This is a genomic window from Kitasatospora sp. NPDC004240 (assembly GCF_053603215.1).
The window spans coordinates 21,542-48,161 of sequence record NZ_JBSGFD010000052.1 but is presented as its reverse complement, the minus strand read 5'-3'; the positions used below and the strand labels follow the sequence as shown (position 1 = coordinate 48,161).

Here is a 26,620-nt window from a genome sequence, read left to right as displayed (position 1 = left end):
CTGCGTTCCGGGGAACAACCATCCCCAGAACGAGACATGACATCACATCACAAGACCGGCGAACCGGACCGATCTCGAACATGCAATGCCCCTGGTGTGGGAGCGAGCCACTCCGCACCAGGACTACAAACCGGCCTGAGCATCATGTCCGTTCCCGGCGCGAGCAGGGCCGCACGGAGTACGAGGTGTACCAGTCCGGCCCGCGAAGCCTCTGGAACGAGGTGGAGGCCGCGTGGCGCTGGTGGGACGACCGGGGCCGCCGTGGGTTGGGCCGGTTCGGCCTCACCGTCACGCAGGACGGTCACACGGTCTGGCTGGACAGCCCGGGAAGTCCCGTGCCACTCCTGGCCTGAACTCCTCGCCCCGGCCGCCCACCTCAGAGCGGCGGCCCCTCGCTCAAGCCTGCGAGCGAGGGGCCTTCGAAACTCCCGGCCATCCGGCGGGCGCGACGACCGGGTCCGACGGGACCTGCACCGAAGGAGCCGCCACCATACGCGATATGACGTAACGTCAGTCCTCGGCCATCGCAGGTACCACCGAGACAGGGAGAGACATGGCGACCCTCTGGGAGGCGCTCATACCCACGGCCGTCGGCGCCGGCACCACCGTCCTGGGCGTCCTGCTGGGGGCCTCCGTCGGCCGGCGCAACCAGGACCGTCAGTGGATGCGCGACAAGAAGACCGGCGCGTACGAGGCCTTCCTCCAGGAGTTCACGGCGGTCGAGATCGAACTGCGGCAGGCGTACATGGACGACCGCGAACCGGATATCCGCTGGGAGCGGTTCAACGCGGTCCTGGTGTCCGTCAGCCTGGTCGCGGACGGCGACGTCGGGGCGGCCGCCGCACGCATCGGCGAGCTCATCGAGCAGTTCACGCTCATTCTCGACGGGCGCCCCAAGACTCTGGCCGAGCTCAAGGAGATACACAGCGGCCTGGTCCAGGCGCAGATGACCTTCGTCAACGCCGCGCGCCGTTCCCTCGACCCCTCCAGCGGCGATTTCTCCTGGCAGCTCGGCGGGCCGTCGCCCTGGTACGGGATCGAGCACTTCCACAACCGTGCGGCCGAGGCCGACCGGACCACCCCGTGACGCCCCAGGGCGATCAGGAGGACGATCTGCGGCCCGTGGCCGGTCGGCCGTCCAGCTGGCCAGGAGCCGCAGGGCGTCGGCGGTGGGCGAGCCCGGTTCGACGTTGTAGACGCACAGGGTCTGTGTGAAAGCCGCGCATGCCTGAACTTGGAGCGCCGCAGGAAGGTCTACCAGGCCAGATCGGTCTCTGCGGGGTTGGCAGCGGGCCGACGGGTCGCCCGGACTCCACTGACCGGCGGCGACCAGGCGCTCGACCAAGTTCCGCAGCTGCACAGCGGTGACCGCGGCGAGGTCGTCACCGGGCCGCAGCCGTACCGCGTCCAGTGGGGCAACCCACGAGGTCCGGCCCGATTCCAGGGCAACGACCCACGAGTAAGGCCACCCCGGGATCATCTGGTGCCTGGCGTCGCCCCGGCCGTAGGTGTGGCAGAACGAGCGGGCATCGCTCGTGCTGGCGTCGGGAGTGATTACCTGGCCGCTTGTGCCCTCCGACCGGTGATCTTGGCCAGGCTGGAAGCGCCAGTTCCCGGAATGAGGCCGGACCAGGGCTGACTGCGGGAAGCCCTGGTCGCCCGGCGCGGATCAGCGCCGTTCGAACGCCAGATCCCTCGGCCGTACGTGCTCGCGCGGGCCCGCCGCCCGCAGGACCACGTCCAGCACCCGTGCCGGATCGGCGGCGTAGGCGTGCGAGAACCACGCCATGTTGGCCTCCACCACGGCCCAGCGGTGGCCTGGGCGGTACGGGTCGAGCAGCTGACCAACGTCCACAACGACGGCGCTCGGAAGCGTGCGTCCGGCTGCGGCGACCAGCCGGTCGGCGAACTCCGTGATCTCCGCTGCGATCGCCCGCTCCGCCAGATCCGTTCCGAGCGGGCAGGGGTCAAGCCGGCCGAAAACCGCGTAGCGACTCGCCGCAGCGATCCGGCCTTCCAGCAGGAACAGCCGGTACTCCGCGGCGAAGGTCACCACCTCGGACAGCAAAACTGGCGTCGCCGGGTCCAGCTCGGAGGGCAGCCGCGAGCCGTCGGCGTGGACACCGGGGGGAAAGGACTTATCACGGGGCGGCTTGACGAACGTCGGCCCGTCGAGCGCCCACGCGTCCGCCACTGTCGCAGCCCGGATTTGGCGGCCGGTGAACTCCTCGGACAGATCGGCGAGCCAGTCATCCGTGGGCTCCAGTAGCGCGAACCCGAGCTGGCCCGCCAGCCTGGCACCTGCGACCGGCCCGCCGTACCAGTACGCGGGTCCCACCAGGCCGGGCTCCTCAGCGGCCCTGACCGACATCCCACGCTCCGCCGCCGCTACGGCCAACAGCTCCATCGTCGACGTCCGCCGCCCGGGCATGACCAGCACCGCGATCCCCTCCCACTCGCAAAGCCACCACGCTAGCCCCGCCATGTACACCAGCGCAGCAGAGATTCCCTGCCACAGGCCCCCAGGCCCACAGGCAAGGGGGAGTCGCAGTTCAAGATCAGATGGCAATCGGCGACAGTCACAGGCCATGGCGTGGCTTGTTCGAGGCCGCTGGATAAATCACAAGCTAAATCAAGGTGGCAGAAGTCCAGCTACAACGCCGCGAACAACGAATGCGTCGAGGTGCGCACGGTCGACGGCCTGGTCGAACTCCGCGAGTCCGAGGACGGCGACGTCATCGTCCGCACCACCCCCACCAAGTTCGCCACGTTCCTCCAAGGCATCAAGGCAGGCGAGTTCGACCACCTCATCCCCGACGCGTAGCGAATCGTTCCGGCGGCCCCTTGCTCCACGCGAGGGGCCGCCGACGCACAGACGCGCGAGGGGCGATCGACTCCCGCATGCCCGTTCGATGCCGGGGCGGGACTTCTCACTGCTCGGCCCGGCGCCCCCTGCACTGGCCGGCGGCCGGGGCGATAGTCGTGCAACCTGACTGCTGCCGTCCTCGGTCAGGCCGCCTGACCACCCGCGCCGAAGGGCTTCTGCCGCAGCTTCACCCGGTTCCTGGAAACCCCGAGTCGACGGACGGCGCGAAGAGGTAGCGGTCCATCATGAGCGCGGCGTCGGCGAGGATCTCGGGGTCGCCTTCGGCACTCTCGCGGAAGGCCAGGTCGAGCAGATTGCCCCCGACTTCCACGGCGAGTCGAGCGCGTCGCCGGAACTGCTCGGTGTCCGGCATCGCGTAGCCGCGGACGAGTGCCTTGTGGACCCGCTCGGCGATGGCCTGGTCCGCCTGTCGGCCATCCGCGCGCAGCGCGGCGATACGTGGCCCGTGGTACCAGACACGCCGGTAGCCGGGCTCGGTACGGAGGCGGTCCGCGTAGGCGCTGAGCAGTTTCTCCAGCAGCTCCTGCGAGCGCTGGGGCAAGGGCTCCTCAGTGATCCGCTCGGCAATCTGCACGTCCGTCTGGAACCAACGGTGAACCAGGGAGGCGACGATTGCCTCCTTGTCGGCGAAGTACCGGTAGAGCACGCCCACCGAGACTCCCGCTTCGGCGGCGATCAGCTTGGTGCCCAGCTCTTCGTAGGAAGTCGTCTCCAGCAGCGTGGCCGTCGCTTCGAGGATGCGGGCCACCTTCTCCCGGCTGCGCTGCTGCTGCGGTTGGTGGACCTGCTCGGTCATCTGACTCCTTGACATCTTCCAGAACCAGAACCAGAGTCTAGTTCATGTTATTCGCCGGAGGGATCCCCCGCACACGGCTCGGGCCGAGCTTCAATCGGGTCTGGGCCTCGGTCACCGTATCCAGCCTCGGTGACGGCATGAGCTTCGTCGCTCTGCCGCTCCTCGCGGCGCAACTGGCCGCCGATCCGCGGCAGATCGCGCTGGTGTCCATGGCGGAGCAACTGCCCTGGCTGCTCCTCGGCCTGCCCTCCGGCGTTCTGGCGGACCGCTTCGACCGCCGCCGCATCCTGTGGCTCGTCGACGCGTCCCGGGCCTTGCTCGTCGGAGCGCTCGCCGCGGCGATGGCAGCCGACATGGTGACGATCACGCTCCTGGCGCTCGTCGCCTTCCTGCTCGGCTGTGGGCGGACGCTCTACAGCGGCGCCTGGGCCGGCATGGTCCCCGCACTGGTTGCCCCCGGCGAACTCACACGGGCCAACGCCCGTCTGCAGTCCAGCTCCCTCATAGCCGACACCCTGCTCGGAACCCCCTTGGGCGCGCTGCTGTTCGGCATCGCCGCCGCGCTCCCCTTCGCTGTCGACGCGGTGTCCTTCGCCGCCGCTGCCGCATTGGTATACATCCTCCGCGGGAGCTTCCAGCCCCATTCCCAGCCGGCATCGAAAACGTGGACGACCCTGCGCCGCGACACGACCGAGGGCGCCCGCTGGCTCTGGCGCCACCACCTGCTGCGCCGGCTCTGCCTGGCATCCGGGATCACCAACCTCGTCGGCGGTGGCCTGATCGCCATCCTGGTGCTCTACGCCCGGCAAACCCTGGGTCTGGGCAACCTGGGCTTCGCCCTGCTGGTCGCCTCCTTCGCGCTCGGCGGCGTGGCCGGGGCGATGTCGACCCCGCGCCTGACCGCACGCTTCGGTGCTCCACGGGTCCTCAAACTGACCGCCGCGGGCACCGCCGTCGCTGCCGTAGTCGCAGGTGGTGCGACCTCGGGCCCTATGGCCGGCATGGGCATCGCCGCATACGGAACGGCAAGCCTGGCATGGAACGTCACCGCGGTATCGCTGCGCCAGTCACTCGTGCCTGCCGAGCTGCTGGGGCGCGTCGCCACGGCCTACCAGATGGTCATCGGCAGCGGCACCGCACTGGGTGCCGTGGCAGCCGGCTTCACCGCCCATGCCTTCGGACTGCGCGCCCCCTTCTACGCCGGGGCCGTCCTCCTGTTCGCCGCCGGTCTGATCAGTACGCGATCCAGCGAGAAGACCGTACTGCTTTCCCAGAGCACAACGGCTGTCGCCGACGGCGTTACGGGAGTACGCCGCAATACCGGATCCACGCGAGCAGACGACGCGGAGACCCGCTGAGCACTGGGCGACCATGGGGCTTCGGCCGCGTTGCACTGCGGAAGGGGGCCGCCGGGCTGTCACCGGGTGGCCGGGTCGGCCGTCCAGCTGGCCAGCAGGCGCAGGGCGTCGGCGGTGGGCGAGCCCGGTTCGACGTTGTAGACGCACAGGGTCTGATCGGGGTCGCCCGGCGGCTGGAGGGCCTCATAGGCGAAGTGCAGCTCGCCGACCTCGGGGTGTATGTAGGTCTTGCTGCCGTGGGTGCGGCGCAGCACTCGGTGGTCGTTCCACCAGGTGGTGAACTCGGGGCAGCGCAGTGTGAGTTCGCCGACCAGATCGGCCAGCCGGCGGTCGTTCGGGTGGCGGCCGGCCTCCAGTCGCAGCATCGCGACGGTCTCAGCGGCGAGCCGGGGCCAGTCGCCGACCTTCTCCCGGGCGGTGGGGTCGAGCAGGTAGTAGCGGGCCAGGTTGCGCCGGGTGGCCGGGAGCGCGTCGAAGTCGGTCAGCACCTCGCGGGCCAGCCGGTTGGCGGCCAGCACATCGGTGCGCCGGCCGACGATGAAGGCCGGGACGTGCTCCAGGGTCTGCAGCAGCAGATGGAGCCCTGGGCGCACCCGCTGCGGGGCGGCTCCGGCCTGCCTGGCCGTGGCGGGGCGGGCCAGCAGGTCGTCCAGGTGCTCGCGTTCGGCCGGGTCGAGCCGCAGGGCGCGGACCAGCGCGTCCACCACCTCGGGGGACGGGCGGCCGGGTCGGCCCTGCTCCAGTCGGGTGTAGTACTCGGTGCTCATCCCGGCCAGCCGGGCGACCTCGTCCCGGCGCAGGCCGGGCACGCGCCGCGTCCGGCCGTCGGCCGGCAGGCCCGCCTGCTCGGGGGTGATCCGGGCCCGGCGGGAGCGAAGGAAGTCGGCGAGCTCGCTGCTGCGGTCCATGAGCCCCATTCTCCGACGGCGGATCGGCGCGGTGGTGGGCTCAGGGTGGCCCTGTCAGTACCTGCCCGGGGCGGGCCGGGTAACGGCACTTCCGGGGCCGCCGAGCGGTGGTCTGATGGATGTGCGGCCGGTGGAGAGTCCCGGCCGAACACTCAACCCCTCTGCGACGAAGGTGCATTCACATGTCCTCTCACACCCCGCACATCCCTGCCCGCCCGCTCGCCGGTCGCGTCGCGGTGATCACCGGTGCCTCCAGCGGCATCGGTGAGGCCACCGCCGGGAAACTGGCCGCGCTCGGCGCCAGGGTCGCCCTGCTGGCCCGGCGCGCGGACCGCCTGGACGAGCTGGCGGCCCGGATCCGCAAGGACGGCGGCACCGCGCTGGCGATCGCCGTGGACGTCACGGACGCCGCCGCGGTGCAGGCTGCCGCCGAGCAGGTCGAGGTCGAACTCGGCACCGCCGACCTGCTCTTCAACAACGCCGGGGTGATGCTCCCGGCCCCGGTCGAGGAACTGGCCACCGACCAGTGGCAGCGGCAGATCGATCTCAACATCACCGGCCTGATGAACGTGATCGGCGCCTTCACCCCGCAGTTGGTGGCGGGCGCGGCCGAACGCGGCGTGGCCGACCTGATCAATACCTCCTCGATCGCGGCGCAGAACATCTTCCCCACCTTCGCCGTCTACTCCGCCACCAAGGCCTACGTCACCCACCTGTCCCGGCACCTGCGGGCCGAGCTGGGCGCGAAGAACGTACGGGTCTCGGCCCTGGAGCCGGGGATCGTCGGCACCGAGCTGCAGGACCACGTCACCGACACGGGCGCCCTGCAGTGGCTGGCGGGCTCCAAGGAGGCGATGGAGTGGCTGACCCCGCAGGACATCGCCGAGACGATCGGCTTCCTGGCCGCGCTGCCGCCGCGCGTCAACCTGCAGCAGGTCACCGTCATGCCGACCGGGCAGCCCAACTGAGCCATGGCGGACCCGGCCGGCGCGCAGCACGGCGGCCCCCTCGCTCGACGGTGCGAGCGAGGGGGCCGCCGTGGTTGCCGATCGGGTGCGTCAGCCCGCGTCGCCGCCGCGGCGCTTGCGGGCGACCAGCACGAGGGCGCCGCCGAGGAGGACCACGCCGCCGCCGACCGCGGCGATCAGCGGGGTGGAGTCGCTGGAGCCGGTCTGGGCCAGCGCGGGCGCCGACGGGGTGGCCGAGTGGGCCGGGCTCACCGTGGGCGACGGGGTCCGGCTCGGGGTGGCCGACGGCGAGGTGGTCGGCGTGGCGGTCGGGCTCGGCGTGGCCGTTGTGGTGGTGGTCGGGGTGGGCGTGGGGGTCTTGGTGGGGGTGGGCGTCGGGGTCGGGGTCGGCGTGTGGCAGACCTCGATCGTCTTGGTCTCCGTCTTGTTCCAGTCGGAGTTCTTCGGGTCCTCCGTGGTGGTGACCACGAAGGTCGCGGTGATCGGCGCGTTGTGGTCCTTCACCGGGAAGGTCGCCTGGTACGACTTGCCGAACTCGTGCTGGTCCAGCACCTTCTGGCCGTCGATGGTCAGGCTGACCGAGTTCTTCACGCCCTTGGCGTCGCTGTAGTTGGTCAGGTCGATGGAGACCTTGTCGCAGGTCACCTGCCACTTGGGCGTGTGCGCCGAGGCGCCGGTCGCCAGTGCCAGGGGCAGCAGGACGGCCGCTGCCGCCGTCCCGGCCAGGGCCGCCGTACGCGCACCGACGTGCCGCTGCTGTCGCGCCATTTCGTAGTTCCCTCCGAACGGTCTTGTGCAGCAGGCGCGTTGAGTGATCAGCGGTGGCCCGCTACGACTGTGCGGGGGACTCTACCGGCACTCCCGCACCGTGCCACCCCCGCCGTACGACCGGAATTCGCCTGTCCCGTCCGGCCCCTGATGTGCATCGGCAGCCCATCACACCCGTCACCTCGTGGAACACCGCCCCGGTGGACTTGATCGGTTCCGGTCACATTGGCGGAAACAGGAATGCCCCCGGCGATCGCTTCCGACCGCCGGGGGCACCGGGCCGACCGAACGGCCAGCCCCGGGGGAACGTCAGGCCTGCCCGCCCGCCCGGCGGCGACGGGTCGCCACCACGATCGCGCCGCCGGCCGCGATCACGACGGCTCCGCCGATCGCCAGCGGCAGCACCGGGCCGGAGCCGGTGGTGGCCAGGCCGCCGCCGGTGCTGGTCGCCGAGGGGCTCGCGGAGGCGCCCGGGGTGACGGGCGCGCTGGTGGAGGCGCTCGCGGACGGCGTGGCACCCGGGCTTGTCGGGGCGGACGGGCTCGTGGAGGAGCCCGGGGTGGTCGGCGTGCCACCGGGGGTGCTCGGCGTGGCCGAGGGCGAGCCGGTCGGCCCGGTCGGCGGCACCGTGGGCGGCGTGGTCGGCACCTCGCCGGGCAGGCAGCCGGTGAAGGGGTAGTGGTGGGTCTCGGCGCCGCCGCTGCCCTTGAGCGACTTGGCGATGACCGAGCCGTTGACCGGGCCGCCGGTGCCGAGGTCGAAGTGGGCGTTCGGCGAGAGCACGGTGCCGGCCCAGGCGGCCTGGCTGTTCTTGACGACCTTGGTGGCGGTCGGGAAGTTCCACAGCAGCTTGGCCCGGATCGCCCCGCCGGCCGCGCTCTGCAGCTTGTCGTCCAGGACGTAGGCCTTCTTGCCGTCGTCCCACAGGTGGAAGCCGGTGGTCTTGGCGGCGGCCATGTCGTACGCGTCACCCGTGACGTTCACCACGGTGACCGAGCCGGCCGGGACCTTGAGGTAGACGTCCTTGGCGCCCTGCAGGGTAGCGGCGGTGAGCGTGAAGCTGTTCAGCTTGGCGTCGCCGGCGGTCAGGTACAGCGCGGCGCCCTTGGCCTCGACCGTGGCGCCGGCGGTCTGCGGCGTGGCGGCCAGCGCGGTGGAGGCGGCGCGCAGCTTGGCGAACTCGGCCGCGAAGTCGATCGGGGAGGCGCCCTGGCCGACGGTGCCCTGGTGGGCCTGGATCACGGCGGCCGCGTCCTTGGCGCCGTAGACGCCGTTGCCCTTCATCACCTGGGTGTTGTGGCCGGTGAGCTTTCCGGCCACGACCAGGGCGTTGCCGCCCGGCAGGGCCTTGATCTGCTCGGGGGTCAGCTCCTGGCCGACCGAGAAGCCTCCGGTGAAGTCGGCGTTGCCGCCGACCGCGACCGCGCCCTCGGCGTCGGGCGTGTGGGTGTCGTCGCCCTCGATGAACTCGCCGTAGAGGTTGGCGACGCCGAGGCTCCGGCACGTCTCGCCGGGCTGGGGGTTCGCGTGGGCGCCCGGGGCGATGAGGGCGGCCAGGGCGAGGGAGCCGCCGAGCGCGAGGGCTGCGGCGGGCTTGCGTATGCGCATGTGCTGGATCTCCGCGTCAGGGGCGGGGGTGGGTGGCGGCCCGAAAATGGTATGGACCAAACCGCACTCTTTCGGCCGGGCGGGTAATTGGTCAAGACCATTGACCGCCTTGCCCGAACAGTCCCGTTTGGTCCCGCGCACCCCACCGGTCACCCCGCCTCCGTCCGGCCCCCGCCCCTCCGGTCACCCCGCACCCGCCCGGCCCGCGCCCCGCCCGAAGATCGCCTGTAAGGACGCCTACGATTGAGCGCGTGCCTAACCCCTTCTCCTGGCTCGCCGAGCGCTGGCAGCCGTCCGCCGCCGTGGTCCGCCGCGCCGCCCTCGCCGCACTGGTGATGAGCGTCGTGATCGTGGTCACCGGCGGCGCCGTCCGGCTCACCGCCTCCGGCCTCGGCTGCACCACCTGGCCCCGCTGCACCGACGAGAGCCTGACGCCCACGCCCGAGATGGGCCTGCACGGCGTCATCGAGTTCACCAACCGGATGCTCACCTACGTGCTGAGCGCGGCGGTCGGCTGGGCCATCCTGGCCGCCCGCTGCACCCGCCCGTGGCGGCGTCCGATGACCCGGCTCGGCTGGGCGCAGTTCTGGCTGGTGATGTCCAACGCCGTGATCGGCGGCATCACCGTGCTGACCGGCCTGAACCCGTACACAGTGGCGGTGCACCTGATCGCCGCGATGGCCCTGGTCACGGTCGCGCTGCTGATGTGGGAGCGCGCCCCGGAGGGCGACGGCCCGCCGCGGCCGCTGGTCGCCAGGCCGGTGATCCAGCTGTCGTACGTGCTGGTGCTGGCGATCGGCCTGCTGGTCGCGGCCGGGACCCTGGTCACCGGCGCCGGGCACCACCCCGGGACACCCCGGGACAACAAGATCGTGCCGCGGATCCCGCTGGACTACGACCGGCTCGCCCAGGTCCACGCGGACCTCGCGTTCGTCTCGGTCGGCCTGGCGATCGCGGTGATCTTCACCCTGGCGGCCGTCAAGGCCCCGGCCGCCGCCCGCTCCCGGGCGGTCCAGCTGCTGGTGGTCCTGCTGGTCCAGGGCGTGCTGGGCTTCGTCCAGTACTTCACCGACGTGCCCGAGCTGCTGGTCGGGGTGCACATGCTGGGCGCCACGCTGACCTGGATCGCCGCGCTGCGGATCCCGCTGGCGCTGCGCGAGCGTCCCGCCGACGGGGCGCCCCAGACCCCGGCGCAGCGGCGCGAGCCGCAGGCCGCCGCCGCCTGAGCACCGCAGGCCGTAACCCGCACGCCGTACGCACGGGAAGGGCCCCGGGGTGATCCCCGGGGCCCTTCCGCGTCGCTGCCCGTGTGCGGTCTCAGCCGCCGATCTGGATGCCAGCCATCCGCTTCCACTCGTACGCGCCGGTCTTCACCTTCAGGCCCAGCTCGCCCTCGAAGTCGTCGTGCAGGGTGACCCCGGCGAGCTCGGCGGCCCGGCGGCCGACGGCGTAGCTGGGCGCGACCTGGTCGCCCCAGGCGCCGTCCGCGCCGACCACGACGATCCGGGTGGCCATGGAGCCGACGTACTCGACGACGCCCTCGGCGCTGCCGCCGTGCTGCTTCGCGAAGGCGGTCAGGTTCTTGGCGATGCGCTTGGCCCGGCGCTCGGCACGGGCGTCCGGCGCGGCGGGGGTGGCGGTCTCTGCGCTGCTCATGAGCGCAGCCTACCGAGCGGTAGCGGAGCTGGCGACGGGGGCGGCGTGTGCACCGGGCCACATACTGGTGGGGTGACCTTCCATGGCTGGCCGGCCGAGGCGCTCGACTTCTACGAGCAGCTGGAGGCCGACAACTCCAAGACCTTCTGGCAGTCCCACAAAGGCTGGTACGAGCAGGCGGTGCGCGGCCCGATGGAGGACCTGCTCGCCGAGCTGGAGCCGGAGTTCGGGCCGGGCAAGATCTTCCGACCCAACCGGGACGTCCGCTTCAGCGCCGACAAGTCCCCGTACAAGACGCACATCGGCGCCCATCTGGAGGCCGGCGGCTACGTCCAGCTCTCCGCCGACGGCCTGGCCTGCGGCAACGGGATGTACCGGCTGGCGAGCGACCAGCTGGAGCGCTACCGGGCCGCGGTCGCCGAGGACGTCTCCGGCGCGGAGCTGGAGCGGGTGATCGCCGCCGTCCGCGCGGACGGCCCGCAGGTGGTCGGCCGGGACTCCCTGAGGAGCGCCCCGCGCGGCTGGCCCAAGGACCACCCCCGGATCGAGCTGCTGCGGCACAAGGGCCTGGTCGCCTGGCAGGAGTGGCCCCCGGCGCAGTGGCTGGGCACCCGGACCGCGTACCGGCGGATCACGGACTTCCTGCGGGCCTCCCAGCCGCTCAGGGACTGGCTGGACGACCACGTCGGGCCGAGCGGGCTGCCGCCCCGCCGGTAGCGGCTCGGGGAACGCGAAGGGCCCCGGTCCGAAGACCGGGGCCCCTGCGACGACGGGTGCCGCTACTTCACGAACGGGTCCACCGCGATCACCACGAACAGCAGCGTCAGGTAGGTGATGGACCAGTGGAACAGCCGCATCTCCTTGAGCTTGGCGCCCACGACCCCGGCCTTGGCGCGGGCGTGCAGCCCGTGCGCCTCCTTCAGCCAGGCCGCGCCGAGCACCACCGCGGAGACCGGGTACAGCCAGCTGGTCTCGGCCAGCGGCCACAGCAGCAGCGAGACGCCGACCATGACCCAGGAGTAGGCGACGATCTGGCGGGCGACCGCCAGGTTGCCCTTGATCACCGGCAGCATCGGCACGCCGGCCCGGGCGTAGTCCTCGCGGACCTTCATCGACAGCGGCCAGTAGTGCGGCGGCGTCCAGAAGAAGATGACGAGGAAGAGCACCAGCGCCGACCAGGACACCGAGTTGGTCACCGCGGCCCAGCCGACGAAGACCGGCATGCAGCCGGCGATGCCGCCCCAGACGATGTTCTGCGCGGTGCGCCGCTTCAGGCCCAGCGTGTAGACGAACACGTAGAAGAGCAGCGCCGTCAGCGCCAGCAGCGAGGACAGCGGGTTGACCAGGTAGGCCAGCCAGATCGTCGAGCCGACGCCCAGCGCGATGCCGAAGACCAGCGCCTCGCGCGGCGAGACCATCCCGGTGACGATCGGACGGCGCTCGGTGCGCGACATCACCGCGTCGATGTCCCGGTCGATGTACATGTTGAGGGCGTTGGCACCGCCGGCCGACAGGTAGCCGCCGACCACGACCTCCAGCACCAGCAGCGGGTCCGGGACACCGCGCTGTGCCAGGAACATCACCGGCACGGTGGTGATCAGCAGCAGCTCGATGATCCGAGGCTTGGTCAGTGCGACGAAAGCGCCGACACGGGCCCCGAACGGCCGGTGCGCAGGCGTCGCCCCGGTGACCCCGGCGGGACGGGATTCGACGGCGGTCACTAACACCCCAACTGAAGATGAAGCTTCGCAGGCGACCACGGGAACGGAGCTCCCCGATTCGTCCGCTCTGCGCGTACCACGCCACCTTAGACGCTCCATATCTCCCCACCGGCTCCGGGGTCCCCCGGCGGGGCGGAACGCACACCCCTGGGTGAACCGACGAAGCTGACCTCGGGCGACCCCGCTCCCCCGTCCTGACCACCGGGCGGGCAAACCCGTTCGGACCAGGAGAGGGTGGGACAAAAGTTCCAGTGATCCCCTCGTGGGATCAACCAGGGGGAATCAGGCTCGGAGGAGACGGGTTGTCCAAGCACGAAGGGTGAGCCCCTGCCCGAGCGGTAGGCTCCCGTGCAGAAGCGGGATCTACCCTCCGTGACCGGCACCACCCAAGCGTCGGGCCACAGCGACGTGGCCGACCCGGTCCCCATTCACGGGGTCACTCTTCACAACGGAAGGAGCCCTGAGACAGGGTGAGCACGCCATTCGAGTGGTCCGAGCTGGACGAACGCACGGTCGACACCGCCCGCGTACTGGCCATGGACGCGGTCCAGAAGGTCGGTAACGGACACCCCGGGACGGCCATGTCGCTGGCCCCCGCGGCCTACCTCATCTTCCAGCGCTTCCTGCGCCACGACCCGACCGACCCGTCCTGGCCGGGCCGCGACCGGTTCGTCCTCTCCCCCGGGCACACCAGCCTGACCCTGTACACCCAGCTCTACCTGTCGGGCTACGGCCTGGAGCTGGACGATCTGAAGGCCTTCCGCGTCGCCGGCAGCCGCACCCCCGGCCACCCCGAGCACGGCCACACCGCCGGCGTCGAGACCACCACCGGCCCGCTCGGCCAGGGCATCGCCAACGCGGTCGGCATGGCGATGGCCGCCCGCTTCGAGCGCGGCCTGTTCGACCCGGACGCCCCGGCCGGCGAGAGCCCGTTCGACCACACCGTCTGGGCCGTCGTCTCCGACGGCGACCTGGAGGAGGGCATCTCCGCCGAGGCCTCCTCGCTGGCCGGCCACCAGAAGCTGGGCAACCTCGTCGCCCTGTACGACGACAACCACATCTCCATCGAGGGCGACACCGAGACCGCCTTCTCGGAGGACGTGCTCAAGCGCTACGAGGCGTACGGCTGGCACGTCCAGCGGGTCGTCCCGAAGTCCAACGGTGACATCGACGTCGCCGCGCTGGCCGAGGCCCTGGAGGCCGCGCGCGCCGAGACCTCCCGCCCGTCGATGATCGCTATGCGCACGATCATCGCCTGGCCGGCCCCGGACGCCCAGAACACCGCCAAGGCCCACGGCTCCGCGCTCGGCGCCGCCGAGATCGCCGCCACCAAGAAGGTCCTGGGCTTCGACCCGGAGAAGACCTTCGAGGTCAGCGACAAGGTCATCGAGCACTCCCGCCGGGTCATCCAGCGCGGCAAGGCTGCCCGTGACGCCTGGGACCGCGAGATCACCGCCTGGCGCGCGGCCCACCCGCACCGCGCCGCCGAGTTCGACCGCATCCAGGCCGGCGAGCTGCCCGAGGGCTGGAAGAAGGCCCTGCCGGTCTTCGAGCCGGGCAAGGAGGTCGCCACCCGCAAGGCCTCCGGCGAGACCCTCAAGGCCTTCGGCGCGGTCATCCCGGAGCTGTGGGGCGGCTCGGCCGACCTCGCCGAGTCCAACCTCACCACCATCGACGAGGACAGCTCCTTCCTCCCCGAGGGCAACCCCCTCAAGACGGCGAGCCCGTACGGCCGGACCATCCACTTCGGCATCCGCGAGCACGCCATGGGCTCGACCATGAACGGCATCGCCCTGCACGGCCGCACCCGGGTCTTCGGCGGCACCTTCCTGGTCTTCGCCGACTACATGCGCCCGGCCGTGCGCCTGGCCGCGCTGATGAAGCTGCCGGTCACCTACGTGTGGACGCACGACTCCATCGGCCTCGGCGAGGACGGCCCGACCCACCAGCCGGTCGAGCACATGGCCTCGCTGCGCGCCATCCCGGGCCTGGCCATGGTCCGCCCGGCCGACGCCAACGAGACCGCCGTCGCCTGGCGCACCGTCCTGGAGCGGCAGACCACCCACCCCGGCCCGGTCGGCCTGGCGCTCACCCGCCAGAACGTCCCCACCTTCGACCGCGAGGTGTTCGCCTCCGCCGAGGGCACGGCCAAGGGCGGCTACGTGCTGGCCGAGGCCTCGAACGGCGACCCGCAGGTGATCCTGCTGGGCACCGGCTCCGAGGTGCAGCTGGCCGTCAAGGCCCGCGAGGTGCTGGAGGGCGAGGGCATCGCCACCCGCGTGGTCTCGCTGCCGTCCTTCGAGTGGTTCCAGGAGCAGGACCAGGCGTACCGCGACAGCGTCCTGCCGCCCACCGTCAAGGCCCGCGTCTCGGTCGAGGCCGGCATCGCCCAGGGCTGGCGCGAGCTGGTCGGCGACCACGGCCGGATCGTCTCGCTGGAGCACTTCGGCGCCTCCGCCGACTACAAGGTGCTCTTCGAGGAGTTCGGCCTGACCGCCGAGCGGGTCGTCGCCGAGGCCCACAACGCCCTGCGCTCGCTCGAAGCCGTCAACCGCTGACGGCCCCGGGGCCGCGCACCCCGCCCGCACGCGGGCGCGCGGCCCCGCCCCGCAGACCTCACCGCAACAGAAGAAGAAGGACTGAAGCACCATGACCGACGCACTGAAGCGCCTCAGCGACGAAGGCGTGGCGATCTGGCTGGACGACCTCAGCCGCGAGCGGCTGAACACCGGCAACCTCGCCGAGCTGGTGCAGAACAAGCACGTGGTGGGCGTCACCACCAACCCGACCATCTTCCAGAAGGCCATCGGCGGCGGCCACAGCTCCTACGACGGCCAGCTGCGCGACCTCGCCGTCCGCGGGGTCACCACCGACGAGGCGATCCGCATGATCACCACCTCCGACGTGCGCGACGCCGCCGACGTGCTGCGCCCGGTCTACGACGCCTCCAACGGCCGCGACGGCCGGGTCTCCATCGAGGTCGACCCGCGCCTGGCCCACAGGACCGCCCCGACGGTCGCCGAGGCCAAGCAGCTGTGGTGGCTGGTGGACCGCCCCAACGTGTTCATCAAGATCCCCGCCACCAAGGCCGGCCTGCCCGCGATCAGCGAGGTCATCGGCAAGGGCATCAGCGTCAACGTCACCCTGATCTTCTCGCTGGAGCGCTACAAGGCCGTCATCGACGCCTTCCTGACCGGCCTGGAGGCCGCCAAGGCCAAGGGCCTGGACCTCTCCCAGATCGAGTCGGTCGCCTCCTTCTTCGTGTCCCGCGTGGACACCGAGATCGACAAGCGTCTCGACAAGATCGGCGGTGACGCCAAGCAGCTGCGTTCCAAGGCCGCCCTCGCCAACGCCCGCCTCGCCTACCAGGCGTACGAGGAGGTCTTCGGCACGGTCGACGGCAAGAGCGCGGGCAGCGACCGCTGGAAGGCCCTGGAGGCCGCCGGCGCCAAGCCGCAGCGTCCGCTGTGGGCCTCCACCGGCGTCAAGGACCCGGCCCTGCCGGACACCCTGTACGTCACCGAGCTCGTCGCCCCGGGCACCGTGAACACCATGCCCGAGGCCACCCTGGACGCCACCGGCGACCACGGCGTGGTCACCGGCGGCACCATCGTCCCCAACTACGCCGACGCCGAGGCCGTCATGGCCGCCATCGCCGCCGCCGGCGTGGACTACGACGACGTGGTGCAGGTGCTGGAGGACGAGGGCGTCGAGAAGTTCGAGCAGTCGTGGAACGAGCTGCTCGACACCGTCACCGCCTCGCTGGCCGCGCACGCCGACGAGAAGTGACCCCCTGCTCACACAGTTCAGCGCACGAAAGCGGAGCCACCTTCAGTGAGCACTGAATTCCCCGAGTTGACGGCCGAATCGGACGCGGGCGACCCCCCGCCGGCGCCCGTCAACCCGCTCCGTGACCCCTCAGACCGACGGCTCCCGCGCATCGCGGGGCCGTCGGGCCTGGTCATCTTCGGGGTCACCGGCGACCTGTCCCGCAAGAAGCTGATGCCGGCCATCTACGACCTGGCCAACCGCGGCCTGCTGCCGCCGGGCTTCTCGCTCGTCGGCTTCGCCCGCCGCGAGTGGGAGGACGAGGACTTCGCCAAGGAGGTGCACGACGCCGTCCAGCAGCACGCCCGCACCCCCTTCCGCGAGGAGGTCTGGCAGCAGCTCGCCAAGGGCATGCGCTTCATCCAGGGCACCTTCGACGACGACGACGCCTTCGACAAGCTCCGCGAGACCATCGACGAGCTCGACAAGGCGCAGGGCACGGGCGGCAACTTCGCCTTCTACCTGTCCGTCCCGCCGAAGTTCTTCCCCACCGTCGTCCAGCAGCTGAAGAAGCACGGCCTGGCCGACCCGCCCAAGGGCTCCTGGCGGCGCGCCGTCATCGAGAAGCCCTTCGGCCACAACCTGGAGAGCGCCCAGGAGCTGAACCGGATCGTCCACGAGGTCTTCCCCCGGGACGAGGTCTTCCGGATCGACCACTACCTGGGCAAGGAGACCGTCCAGAACATCCTGGCGCTGCGCTTCGCCAACCAGATGTTCGAGCCGATCTGGAACCGCTCGTACGTCGACCACGTGCAGATCACCATGGCCGAGGACATCGGCATCGGCGGCCGCGCGGGCTACTACGACGGCATCGGCTCGGCCCGGGACGTCATCCAGAACCACCTGCTCCAGCTGATGGCGCTCACCGCCATCGAGGAGCCGGCGTCCTTCCACCCCAAGGCGCTGGTGGCCGAGAAGCTCAAGGTGCTCAGCGCCGTCAAGCTCCCGGCCGACCTCGGTGAGCACACCGTGCGCGGCCAGTACGCGGCCGGCTGGCAGGGCGGCGAGGAGGTCGGCGGCTACCTCGACGAGGACGGCATCAACCCGGACTCCAAGACCGACACCTACGCGGCCATCAAGCTGGAGATCAACAACCGCCGCTGGGCGGGCGTGCCGTTCTACCTGCGCACCGGCAAGCGCCTGGGCCGCCGGGTCACCGAGATCGCGGTGGTCTTCCAGCGCGCCCCGTACCTGCCGTTCGACTCCTACGCGACCGAGGAGCTCGGGCAGAACGCCCTGGTCATCCGGGTCCAGCCGGACGAGGGCGTCACCGTGCGGTTCGGTTCCAAGGTGCCGGGCACCTCCTTCGAGGTCCGGGACGTCACGATGGACTTCGCGTACGGCGAGTCCTTCACCGAGTCCTCCCCGGAGGCGTACGAGCGGCTGATCCTGGACGTGCTGCTCGGCGACGCCAACCTCTTCCCGCGTCACCAGGAGGTCGAGCTCTCCTGGCAGATCCTCGACCCGATCGAGAAGTACTGGGACACCCACGGCAAGCCGGCGCAGTACCCGGCCGGCACCTGGGGCCCGGTGGAGGCGGACGAGATGCTCGCACGAGACGGCAGGAGCTGGCGCCGGCCATGAAGATCGACCTCACCAACACCACCTCCAGCAAGATCAACGCCGCGCTCATGGAGGCCCGCCGGACGAGCGGCGCCACCGCCGCCGGCATGGTGCTCACGCTGGTGATCGTGACCGACGAGGGCAGCGCCTACGACGCCCTCAAGGCCGCCAACGACGCCTCCCGCGAGCACCCCTCGCGCACCCTGGCGGTCATCAAGCGCGCCGGGCGCTCGCCCCGGGCCCGCGCCGAGACCCGCCTGGACGCCGAGATCCTGGTCGGCTCCGACGCCGGCTCCGGTGAGACGGTCATCCTGCGGATGCACGGCGAGCTGGCCGCGCACGCCCAGTCGGTCGTACTGCCGCTGCTGCTGCCGGACGCCCCCGTGGTCGTCTGGTGGCCGGACAACGCGCCGCTGCACCCCGGCCAGGACCCGTTGGGCGCCATCGCCCAGCGCCGGATCACCGACGCGGTCACCGCCGAGTCCCCGGTGGGCCAGCTCGCCCAGCGGGCGCAGAGCTACACCCCCGGCGACACCGACCTGGCCTGGACCCGGATCACCGGCTGGCGCTCGATGCTGGCCGCCGCGCTGGACCAGCGGCCCGCCACGATCACCTCCGCGGTGGTCGAGGGCGAATCCTACAACCCCAGCGTCGAGCTGCTCGGCCTGTGGCTGTACACCCGGCTGCACGTCCCGGTCGAGCGGGTGGTCACCGGTGGCCCCGGCATCACCGCGGTGCGGCTGCGCACCGCGGACGGGGACATCACCCTGGACCGCCCGGACGGCCTGATGGGCGCGCTGTCCATGCCGGAGGCCCCGGACCGCCAGGTGGCGCTCAAGCGCCGCGAGACGTCCGAGCTGATCGCCGAGGAGCTGCGGCGGCTCGACCCGGACGACATCTACGCGACGGCCGTCCGCACCCCGGTCGACCGGCTGCGCGAGCCCGCCGTCGAGGCCTCCCCGGCCGGGCACGCGCCCGAGCCGGTCTCCGAGCCCCTCTCCGAGCCGGCGAGCCCGGCCGTGGTCGAGGCCGCGGTCGCCAACCCGGCCCGGGTGACGGCCAAGCTGCCCGCCGACGCCGCCACGGCCGAGAAGGACGCCGCCCGGAAGGACTCCGCCGCGAAGGCGGGCCGGAAGGCGGCCCCGGCGAAGAAGGCGCCCGCCAAGCGCGCCGGCGGGAAGGCCGGCGCATGACCGCGGCCACTCCGCAGCTGGTCGTCCACCGCGACAAGGAGCTGATGGCGCAGGCCGCCGCGGCCCGGCTGATCACCCGGATCGTGGACGCCCAGGCCGCCCGCGGCACCGCCTCGGTGGTGCTCACGGGCGGGCGCAACGGCAACGCCCTGCTGGCCGCCATCGCCGCCTCCCCGGCGCGGGACGCGGTCGACTGGGCCCGGCTGGACCTCTGGTGGGGCGACGAGCGCTTCCTGCCCTCCGGCGACCCGGAGCGCAACGTCGTCCAGGCCCGCGCGGAGCTGCTGGACGCCGTCCCGCTGGACCCGGCGCGGGTGCACGAGATGCCCGCCTCGGACGGGGTGGACGGCTCGGACGTGGAGGCGGCCGCCGCCCGCTACGCCGAGGAACTGGCCAAGGCCGCCGGGCCGGGCGACCGGCTCGGGGTGCCGACCTTCGACGTGCTGCTGCTCGGCGTCGGCCCGGACACCCATGTCGCCTCGCTCTTCCCCGAGCACCCGGGCGTCCGGGAGGCCGAGCTGACCGTGGTCGGGGTGCGCGGTGCGCCCAAGCCCCCGCCCACCCGGGTCTCGCTGACCCTGCCGGCGATCCGCTCGGCCCGCGAGGTCTGGCTGCTGGCGGCCGGCGAGGACAAGGCGGGCGCGGTCGCGCTGGCCCTGTCCGGCCCCGGCGAGCTCCAGGCCCCGGCCTCCGGCGCGTACGGCCGGGCCCGCACCCTGTGGCTGCTGGACCGCGCCGCGGCGGAGCGGATCCCCCCGCAGCTGTATCCTCCCGCCTCGGCCTGAGGCACGGGTAAGCCGAAGGGCGTCACCGTCGCGATGACGGTGACGCCCTTCGGCTTACACGCTCAGGACCGGTGAGCCTCCGCGGGGGCTCAGATCTCGCCGCGCAGCTTGGCGAGCGCCTCGGCGAGGATCGCCTCTCCGTCGGCGTCGGTGCGCCGCTCACGGACGTAGGCGAGGTGGGTCTTGTACGGCTCGTTGCGCGAGGGGGCGGGCGGGTTGTGCTCGTCCTGCCCGGCCGGGAATCCGCAGCGCGGGCAGTCCCAGGTGTCCGGGATGACGGCCTCGGCGGCGAAGCTCGGGCGGGTCTCGTGCTTGTTGGCACACCAGAAGGAGATCCGGTTGCGCGGGGCGGACTCGCCGCGCTCCGCCTCGCCCATCGGGCCCGCTCCGACCCTGCTGCCACGGATGGCGTTGCCACTTGCCACGGTCTGACTCCCTGCGTGCTGGTGCGCCGACCCGCCGCGGTGCGCGTCGGTGGCGAAAGTCGTCCTAGTGTAAGCAGGAGTTAAGGTTGCGCCACCCACCGCCTCCGCCCCGGACCGCACCAGGATAGGCCGCCGGGCTACGGGGTGTCAGGCTTACTCGACACCCTGGTACTTCATCACCAGGCCGAGCACGATGATGCAGGCGAACCAGCCGACGCCCACGACGACCGTGATGCGGTCCAGGTTGCGCTCGGCCACCGCCGAACCGCCGCCGGTCGACATCGCGCCGCCGCCGAACATGTCGGACAGGCCGCCGCCCTTCCCCTTGTGCAGCAGCACAAGGAGGATCATCAGCATGCTGAAGATGATCAGGGCAATCGAGAACCCGATAACCACGACGGGACCAACTCTCTCGTTATCTTCGGCCAAGGGGCCGGACCACGACGAAGCGGTCCGGCCCCAAAGCCTACGTTGCTGCGGCGGCGTTAGCCTACTGCCTGCTCACGGTAGCGCACGATCTTGACGAACTCCTCGGCGTCCAGGGAGGCACCGCCGATCAGCGCACCGTCGACGTCCGGCTTGGCCATCAGGCCGGCCGCGCTGGAGGACTTCACCGAGCCGCCGTACAGCACGCGGACCTTGCCGGCCAGCTCGGCGTCGTACAGCTCGGCGAGCCGCTTGCGGATCGCGGCGCAGACCTCCTGGGCGTCCTCGGGGGTCGCCACCTCGCCGGTGCCGATCGCCCAGACCGGCTCGTAGGCGATCACGACGGACTCGGCCAGGCCGGCCGACACGTCCTCCAGGGCGCCGTCGAGCTGGGCCAGGGTGTACTCGACGTGGGTGCCGGCCTTGCGGATCTCCAGCGGCTCGCCGATGCACAGGATCGGGACGATCCCGTTGCGGTAGGCGGCCTTCACCTTGGCGTTGACGATCGCCTCGTCCTCGCCGTGGTACTGGCGGCGCTCCGAGTGGCCGATCACCGCGTAGGTGCACTTCAGCTTGGCCAGCATCGGGCCGGAGATCTCGCCGGTGTAGGCACCGGAGTCGTGCTTGGAGATGTCCTGCGAGCCGTACTTGATCTTCAGCTTGTCGCCGTCGACCAGGGTCTGGACCGAACGCAGGTCGGTGAACGGCACCAGGACGGCGACCTCGACGGCCTCGTAGTCCTTCTCGGCCAGCGCGAAGGCCAGCTTCTGGGTGTGCTGGATGGCCTCAAGGTGGTTGAGGTTCATCTTCCAGTTGCCCGCCATCAGCGGGAGACGCTCGCTCATGCTTTCAGCCTTCCAGGGCGGCGAGACCGGGGAGGGTCTTGCCCTCCAGGTACTCGAGGCTCGCGCCACCGCCGGTAGAGATGTGCCCGAACTTCGTCTCGTCGAAGCCCAGGATGCGGACGGCCGCGGCGGAGTCGCCGCCACCGACCACGGTGAACGCGTCGCTGTCCAGCAGGGCCTGGGCGACGGACTTGGTGCCCTCGGCGAAGGTCGGGTGCTCGAACACGCCCAGCGGGCCGTTCCAGAACACCGTCTTCGCGTCGGCCAGCTTCTCGGCGAACAGCGCCCGGGTCTTCGGGCCGATGTCCAGGCCCTCCTTGTCCGCCGGGATGGCGTCCGCGTCGACGACCTCGTAGTCCAGGACCGGGGCGTGGGTCTTGGTGTCGGGGAAGCTCGCGGAGATCGCGACGTCCACCGGCAGCACGAACTCGACGCCGTTGGCCTTGGCCCGCTCCAGGTACTCCAGGACGGTGGGGACCTGGTCCTTCTGCAACAGCGAGATGCCGACCTCGTGGCCCAGCGCGTACAGGAAGGTGTACGCCATGCCGCCGCCGATCAGGATGCGGTCGGCCTTGCCGAGCAGGTTGTCGATCACGCCGACCTTGTCGGAGACCTTGGAGCCGCCGAGCACCACCGCGTACGGGCGCTCGACCTCCTCGGTGAGGCGCTTGAGGACGCCCACCTCGGCGGCGATCAGGTCGCCGACCGCGTGCGGCAGGCGGGCCGGCAGGTCGTACACCGAGGCGTGCTTGCGGTGCACGGCGCCGAAGCCGTCGCCGACGTACAGGTCGGCCAGACCCGCCAGCTCGTCCGCGAAGGCGCCGCGCTCGGCGTCGTCCTTGCTGGTCTCGCCGGCGTTGAAGCGCAGGTTCTCCAGCAGCGTGACCTCGCCGTCGGCCAGGGCGGCGACGGTGGCCTTCGCGCTCTCGCCCACGGTGTCGGTCGCGAAGGCGACCGGCCGGCCGAGGATCTCGCCGAGGCGCACGGCCACCGGGGCGAGGGAGAACTGCGGGTCGGGCTCGCCCTTGGGACGGCCCAGGTGGGAGGCGACGACGACCTTGGCGCCGGCCTGCACCAGCTTGGCGATGGTCGGCGCGACGGCGCGGATGCGGCCGTCGTCGGTGATCCTGCCGTCCGACAGCGGGACGTTCAGGTCGGCTCGGACGAACACCCGCTTGCCGGCGACGTCGAGGTCTTCGATGGTCTTCACGATCTTCTGGTCTCCCGGGGAGAGGCGTTGCTCAAGAGAAGGCGGCCACGAAAGGTACCGCGCGGGGCGCGCCCCAAGAAGGGCGGCTGTGGGCGGCACACCGGCGGGCCACCCGGGGAGTCACGTTCGAGGGTGCGCAGAGAAGGGGCCCGGACGGCTCGACCGCCTTCCGGGCCCCTCCCCCTCACTTCACGTCAGCTCCCGCTGCGTCAGAGCTGGCCACCGACGAGGGTGGTCAGGTTGACGAGTCGGTTGGAGTAGCCCCACTCGTTGTCGTACCAGCCGAAGACCTTGACCTGGTTGCCCTGGGCCATGGTCATCAGCGAGTCGAAGATCGTGGAGAACGGCGAGTTCACGATGTCGGAGGAGACGATCGGGTCCTCGGTGTACTGCAGGATGCCCTTGAGGTCGCCCTCGGCCGCCTTCTGGAAGGCCGCGTTGACCTCCTCGACGGTGACCTCGCGCTCCAGGGTGACGACCAGGTCGGTGATCGAGCCGGTCGGGACCGGGACGCGCAGCGAGGTGCCGTCCAGCTTGCCCTTCAGCTCGGGCAGGACCAGCGCGGTCGCCTTGGCGGCACCGGTGGAGGTCGGGATGATGTTGAGGGCCGCGGCGCGGGCGCGACGCAGGTCCTTGTGCGGGAAGTCGAGGGTGACCTGGTCGTTCGTGTAGGCGTGCACCGTGGTCATCAGACCCTTGACGATGCCGAAGTTCTCGTTCAGCACCTTCGCCAGCGGCGCCACGCAGTTGGTGGTGCAGGAGGCGTTGGAGATGACCGTGTGGTTCGCCGGGTCGTACTTGTGGTCGTTGACGCCCATGACGATGGTGACGTCCTCGTCGCTGGCGGGCGCCGAGATGATGACCTTCTTGGCACCGGCGGTGACGTGCTTCTTGGCCGCCTCGGCCTTGGTGAAGATGCCCGTCGACTCGATCACGATGTCGACGCCCAGCTCGCCCCAGGGGAGGTTGGCCGGGTCGCGCTCGGCGATGACCTTGAAGGTCTTGCCGTCGACGGTGATGCTGTTCTCGGTGTGCGAGACCTCGCCCGGGAAGGTGCCCAGGATCGAGTCGTACTTGAGCAGGTGAGCCAGGGTCTTGGTGTCGGTCAGGTCGTTGACACCGACGATCTCGATGTCCGCGCCCTGGGCCTGAACCGCTCGGAAGAAGTTGCGACCGATGCGGCCGAATCCGTTGATGCCTACCCGGATCGTCACGAAACCGATCTCCTCATGTAGGTACGCCGGCGCTATTGCCGACGGGGTTGGAATTTGGGCTTTCCCCGACCAGGTCCGACCCTACCCCTCCTGGGCCCGCCGGAGCACATCCGTCCACCGCCGCAAGCCCCGGCGTGGCGCGGTAATACGGCCTGATCAGGCCTTCCGTCCTTGCCCTCGGAGGGAGTTGACGGGCTCCCCCGGAGCCGCCGGCCGACGACTGGGTTCGGACACGGAACGACCGGCGTCCGCCATCCAGGACGCCGGTCGTTCAACGGATGAGACGGATGGGACGCGGGGCGCTTCGTGGGACGCCCGTGACACCCTTCCGGTCGGCCGCCGTCGGCTCAGTTCATCGCCATCTCGTCGGTCAGGTTGGCCTCGGTGCTGGGCAGGCCGAGCTCGGAGGCGCGCTTGTCGGCCATCGCGAGCAGCCGGCGGATCCGGCCGGCCACCGCGTCCTTGGTGAGCGGCGGGTCGGCGAGCGCGCCCAACTCCTCCAGCGAGGCCTGCTTGTGCTGCATCCGCAGCTGGCCGGCGGCCGCCAGGTGCTCGGGCACCTCCTCGCCGAGGATCTCCAGCGCGCGCTGCACCCGGGCGCCGGCCGCGACCGCGGCGCGGGCCGAGCGGCGCAGGTTGGCGTCGTCGAAGTTGGCCAGCCGGTTGGCGGTGGCGCGGACCTCGCGCCGCATCCGGCGCTCCTCCCATGCCAGCACCGACTCGTGGGCGCCCAGCCGGGTCAGCAGCGCGCCGATGGCGTCACCGTCCCGGATGACCACCCGGTCGACGCCGCGGACCTCGCGCGCCTTGGCCGGGATGCCGAGCCGGCGGGCCGCGCCGACCAGGGCGAGGGCCGCCTCGGAACCGGGGCAGGTGATCTCCAGAGAGGAGGACCGGCCCGGCTCGGTGAGCGAGCCGTGGGCCAGGAACGCCCCGCGCCAGGCCGCCTCGGCGTCACAGGTCGCCCCGGAGACCACCGCCGGGGGCAGCCCGCGGATCGGACGGCCGCGGCCGTCCACCAGACCGGTCTGGCGGGCCAGCAGCTCGCCGTCCTTGACCACGCGGACCACGTAGCGGCTGCCCCTGCGCAGGCCGCCGGGAGCCATCACGACGAGGTCCGAGGAGTGTCCGAAGATCTCCAGCAGGTCCTTGCGCAGTCGGCGTGCCGCCGCTCCGGTGTCCAGCTCCGCCTCGATCACGATGCGGCCGCTCACGATGTGCAGCCCGCCCGCGAAGCGCAGGATCGCCGAGACCTCCGCCTTGCGGCAGCAGGCCCGGGTGACCGGGAGCCGGCTGATTTCGTCCTTAACCGCTGGAGTCATCGCCATGCCCCGATCCTTCCATGTGTCCGGAAAATCCGGTCGTACGCGGCAGCCAAGAGCTCCGGGTCGTGTCGCGGCGTACCGTCGGTGCGGGCCACCCGGCCGAGGACCAGGGCGGCGCCCATCCGCGCGGCGGCCTTCTCCAGACCGTCCAGGTCGGCCTGCCCGAAGGCCCCGCCGGTGACGGCCCGCTCATCCACCAGGATCGCATCCACGGCGAGCCCGGGGGCGTGGTCGGCGATGACCTCCAGATGACGCTGGGGGGTGAAGCCCTCGGTCTCCCCGGGCTGGGGGGCCAGGTTCAGGGTGAGCAGCCGGCGGGCGCGGGTCTCGACGAGCGCCGCGGCCAGCTCGGGCACCAGCAGGTGCGGCAGCACGCTGGTGAACCAGGAGCCCGGGCCGAGCACCACCCAGTCCGCCTCCCGCACCGCGGTGACCGCCTCCGGCACGGCCGGCGGACCGTCCGGCAGCAGCCGGATCGACTGGACGGTGCCGGGGGTGACCGCCACGCTGGCCTGGCCGCGGACGGCGCTCAGCTCGCAGGGCCGCGCCGGGTCGTGGCCGCGGACCACGGCCTCGATGTCCAGCGGGACGGCCGACATCGGCAGCACCCGGCCCTGGACGTTCAGCAGCCGGCCGACCCAGTCCAGGGCGGTGACCGGGTCGCCCAGCTTCTCCCAGAGCGCGACGATCAGCAGGTTGCCGACCGCGTGGCCGCCCAGCTCGCCGCTGCCGGAGAAGCGCTGCTGGATCACCTCGGACCAGGTGCGGCCCCAGTCGTCGTCCCCGCAGAGCGCGGCCAGCGCCTTGCGCAGGTCGCCCGGCGGCAGCACGCCCAGCTCGGCGCGGAGCCGGCCGCTGGAGCCGCCGTCGTCGGCGACCGTGACCACGGCGGTCAGGTCGGTGGTGAGCCGGCGCAGCGCCGAGAGCGAGGCCGACAGCCCCTGGCCGCCGCCGAGCGCGGCGATCCTGGGCGCCGGCCTGCCGCCGCCGCGTGCTCTGCCCGGCGCCGAGGCGCGTGAGGGCAAGGACGGGACCACCGACCGGTCGGCCTTGTTCTGGAGCTGCCGTCCGGGCACGAATCCCGTCACACCTACCTCGCGTTCCTCTTACCCGCCGCCGGCCTCCACCGGCGGTCC

Annotated in this window: 25 protein-coding genes and 1 pseudogene; 11 read left to right on the top strand and 15 right to left on the bottom strand. The window is 71.5% G+C overall.

All coding sequences use genetic code 11. The annotated features are described in order from the left end of the window. Positions 1-553: 553 nt before the first annotated feature. Positions 554-1,087 (top strand): hypothetical protein, encoded by a 534-nt coding sequence (locus ACWEQL_RS16655; protein ID WP_452150975.1) that lies wholly within the window; start codon positions 554-556, stop codon positions 1,085-1,087. A 210-nt stretch (positions 1,088-1,297) separates the two neighbouring features. Here the strand turns inward: ACWEQL_RS16655 and ACWEQL_RS16650 are convergent. Continuing rightward, positions 1,298-1,546, bottom strand: a pseudogene (locus ACWEQL_RS16650) (transposase); the annotation flags it as partial. A 123-nt stretch (positions 1,547-1,669) separates the two neighbouring features. Then, complete coding sequence (locus ACWEQL_RS16645) at positions 1,670-2,407, bottom strand: ATP-grasp domain-containing protein (protein ID WP_452150981.1); 738 nt, start codon at positions 2,405-2,407, stop codon at positions 1,670-1,672. 186 nt (positions 2,408-2,593) lie between these two features. On the opposite strand from ACWEQL_RS16645, the gene ACWEQL_RS16640 reads away from it, so the two are divergent. Further along, positions 2,594-2,824 carry a DUF397 domain-containing protein gene (locus ACWEQL_RS16640; protein WP_452150974.1) on the top strand — a complete coding sequence of 77 codons (231 nt, stop codon included), beginning with the start codon at positions 2,594-2,596 and terminating at the stop codon, positions 2,822-2,824. Between the two features lie 229 nt (positions 2,825-3,053). On the opposite strand, the gene ACWEQL_RS16635 is transcribed toward ACWEQL_RS16640, so the two are convergent. Next, positions 3,054-3,683 (bottom strand): TetR/AcrR family transcriptional regulator, encoded by a 630-nt coding sequence (locus ACWEQL_RS16635; RefSeq protein WP_452150973.1) that lies wholly within the window; start codon positions 3,681-3,683, stop codon positions 3,054-3,056. A 44-nt stretch (positions 3,684-3,727) separates the two neighbouring features. On the opposite strand from ACWEQL_RS16635, the gene ACWEQL_RS16630 reads away from it, so the two are divergent. Next, complete coding sequence (locus ACWEQL_RS16630; protein ID WP_452150972.1) at positions 3,728-5,041, top strand: MFS transporter; 1,314 nt, start codon at positions 3,728-3,730, stop codon at positions 5,039-5,041. 59 nt (positions 5,042-5,100) lie between these two features. Here ACWEQL_RS16630 and ACWEQL_RS16625 read toward each other — a convergent pair whose 3' ends face one another. Continuing rightward, positions 5,101-5,949 (bottom strand): helix-turn-helix transcriptional regulator, encoded by an 849-nt coding sequence (locus tag ACWEQL_RS16625; protein ID WP_452150971.1) that lies wholly within the window; start codon positions 5,947-5,949, stop codon positions 5,101-5,103. Positions 5,950-6,131: 182 nt separating this feature from the next. On the opposite strand from ACWEQL_RS16625, the gene ACWEQL_RS16620 reads away from it, so the two are divergent. After that, a complete protein-coding gene (locus ACWEQL_RS16620; RefSeq protein WP_452150970.1) occupies positions 6,132-6,917 on the top strand; it encodes an SDR family oxidoreductase in 786 nt (261 codons plus the stop codon). A gap of 90 nt (positions 6,918-7,007) precedes the next feature. On the opposite strand, the gene ACWEQL_RS16615 is transcribed toward ACWEQL_RS16620, so the two are convergent. Together ACWEQL_RS16615 and ACWEQL_RS16610 are read right to left on the bottom strand one after the other, a co-directional pair. Beyond that, positions 7,008-7,685, bottom strand: coding sequence for an LAETG motif-containing sortase-dependent surface protein (locus ACWEQL_RS16615; protein ID WP_452150969.1), 678 nt, complete (start codon positions 7,683-7,685; stop codon positions 7,008-7,010). A gap of 309 nt (positions 7,686-7,994) precedes the next feature. Next, positions 7,995-9,293, bottom strand: coding sequence for a choice-of-anchor A family protein (locus ACWEQL_RS16610; RefSeq protein ID WP_452150968.1), 1,299 nt, complete (start codon positions 9,291-9,293; stop codon positions 7,995-7,997). Between the two features lie 242 nt (positions 9,294-9,535). On the opposite strand from ACWEQL_RS16610, the gene ACWEQL_RS16605 reads away from it, so the two are divergent. Further along, entirely contained in the window at positions 9,536-10,519 is a 984-nt protein-coding gene (locus ACWEQL_RS16605) for a COX15/CtaA family protein (RefSeq protein WP_452150980.1), read from the top strand. Positions 10,520-10,610: 91 nt separating this feature from the next. Here the strand turns inward: ACWEQL_RS16605 and ACWEQL_RS16600 are convergent, their stop codons facing one another. Further along, entirely contained in the window at positions 10,611-10,949 is a 339-nt protein-coding gene (locus tag ACWEQL_RS16600; protein WP_452150967.1) for a hypothetical protein, read from the bottom strand. A gap of 72 nt (positions 10,950-11,021) precedes the next feature. On the opposite strand from ACWEQL_RS16600, the gene ACWEQL_RS16595 reads away from it, so the two are divergent. Next, positions 11,022-11,666, top strand: coding sequence for a DUF2461 domain-containing protein (locus ACWEQL_RS16595; RefSeq protein WP_452150966.1), 645 nt, complete (start codon positions 11,022-11,024; stop codon positions 11,664-11,666). Positions 11,667-11,728: 62 nt separating this feature from the next. On the opposite strand, the gene ACWEQL_RS16590 is transcribed toward ACWEQL_RS16595, so the two are convergent. Then, on the bottom strand, positions 11,729-12,670 hold the full coding sequence (locus ACWEQL_RS16590; protein ID WP_452150965.1) for a heme o synthase: 942 nt from the start codon (positions 12,668-12,670) through the stop codon (positions 11,729-11,731). 470 nt (positions 12,671-13,140) lie between these two features. Between ACWEQL_RS16590 and tkt the strand changes: the two genes are divergently transcribed. The 5 genes from tkt to pgl all read left to right on the top strand — a co-directional run bounded on the left by tkt (position 13,141) and on the right by pgl (position 20,039). Next, complete coding sequence (tkt, locus tag ACWEQL_RS16585) at positions 13,141-15,228, top strand: transketolase (RefSeq protein WP_452150964.1); 2,088 nt, start codon at positions 13,141-13,143, stop codon at positions 15,226-15,228. A gap of 91 nt (positions 15,229-15,319) precedes the next feature. Continuing rightward, a complete protein-coding gene (gene tal / locus ACWEQL_RS16580) occupies positions 15,320-16,459 on the top strand; it encodes a transaldolase (RefSeq protein WP_452150963.1) in 1,140 nt (379 codons plus the stop codon). Between the two features lie 66 nt (positions 16,460-16,525). Beyond that, positions 16,526-18,082 carry a glucose-6-phosphate dehydrogenase gene (gene zwf / locus ACWEQL_RS16575; RefSeq protein WP_452150979.1) on the top strand — a complete coding sequence of 519 codons (1,557 nt, stop codon included), beginning with the start codon at positions 16,526-16,528 and terminating at the stop codon, positions 18,080-18,082. Further along, on the top strand, positions 18,079-19,254 hold the full coding sequence (gene opcA, locus ACWEQL_RS16570) for a glucose-6-phosphate dehydrogenase assembly protein OpcA (RefSeq protein ID WP_452150962.1): 1,176 nt from the start codon (positions 18,079-18,081) through the stop codon (positions 19,252-19,254). Before zwf ends, opcA begins: the two co-directional genes overlap by 4 nt. Beyond that, positions 19,251-20,039, top strand: a complete 789-nt coding sequence (gene pgl, locus ACWEQL_RS16565) for a 6-phosphogluconolactonase (protein WP_452150961.1) — start codon at positions 19,251-19,253, stop codon at positions 20,037-20,039. Before opcA ends, pgl begins: the two co-directional genes overlap by 4 nt. Positions 20,040-20,128: 89 nt before the next feature. Here pgl and ACWEQL_RS16560 read toward each other — a convergent pair whose 3' ends face one another. The 7 genes from ACWEQL_RS16560 to ACWEQL_RS16530 form a co-directional block, all read right to left on the bottom strand. After that, positions 20,129-20,416 (bottom strand): RNA polymerase-binding protein RbpA, encoded by a 288-nt coding sequence (locus ACWEQL_RS16560; protein ID WP_030308030.1) that lies wholly within the window; start codon positions 20,414-20,416, stop codon positions 20,129-20,131. A 201-nt stretch (positions 20,417-20,617) separates the two neighbouring features. Beyond that, complete coding sequence (gene secG / locus ACWEQL_RS16555; protein ID WP_452150960.1) at positions 20,618-20,860, bottom strand: preprotein translocase subunit SecG; 243 nt, start codon at positions 20,858-20,860, stop codon at positions 20,618-20,620. Positions 20,861-20,949: 89 nt separating this feature from the next. Beyond that, on the bottom strand, positions 20,950-21,735 hold the full coding sequence (tpiA, locus tag ACWEQL_RS16550; RefSeq protein ID WP_452150959.1) for a triose-phosphate isomerase: 786 nt from the start codon (positions 21,733-21,735) through the stop codon (positions 20,950-20,952). Positions 21,736-21,739: 4 nt separating this feature from the next. Then, on the bottom strand, positions 21,740-22,945 hold the full coding sequence (locus ACWEQL_RS16545) for a phosphoglycerate kinase (RefSeq protein ID WP_452150958.1): 1,206 nt from the start codon (positions 22,943-22,945) through the stop codon (positions 21,740-21,742). A gap of 209 nt (positions 22,946-23,154) precedes the next feature. Then, complete coding sequence (gene gap, locus ACWEQL_RS16540) at positions 23,155-24,159, bottom strand: type I glyceraldehyde-3-phosphate dehydrogenase (RefSeq protein WP_452150957.1); 1,005 nt, start codon at positions 24,157-24,159, stop codon at positions 23,155-23,157. Positions 24,160-24,506: 347 nt separating this feature from the next. Further along, a complete protein-coding gene (gene whiA, locus ACWEQL_RS16535; protein ID WP_387941660.1) occupies positions 24,507-25,487 on the bottom strand; it encodes a DNA-binding protein WhiA in 981 nt (326 codons plus the stop codon). Further along, the gene (locus ACWEQL_RS16530) at positions 25,478-26,509 is read right to left on the bottom strand and encodes a gluconeogenesis factor YvcK family protein (protein WP_452150978.1); all 1,032 of its coding nucleotides are present in this window, start codon (positions 26,507-26,509) and stop codon (positions 25,478-25,480) included. Before ACWEQL_RS16530 ends, whiA begins: the two co-directional genes overlap by 10 nt. Between the last annotated feature and the right edge of the window lie 111 nt (positions 26,510-26,620).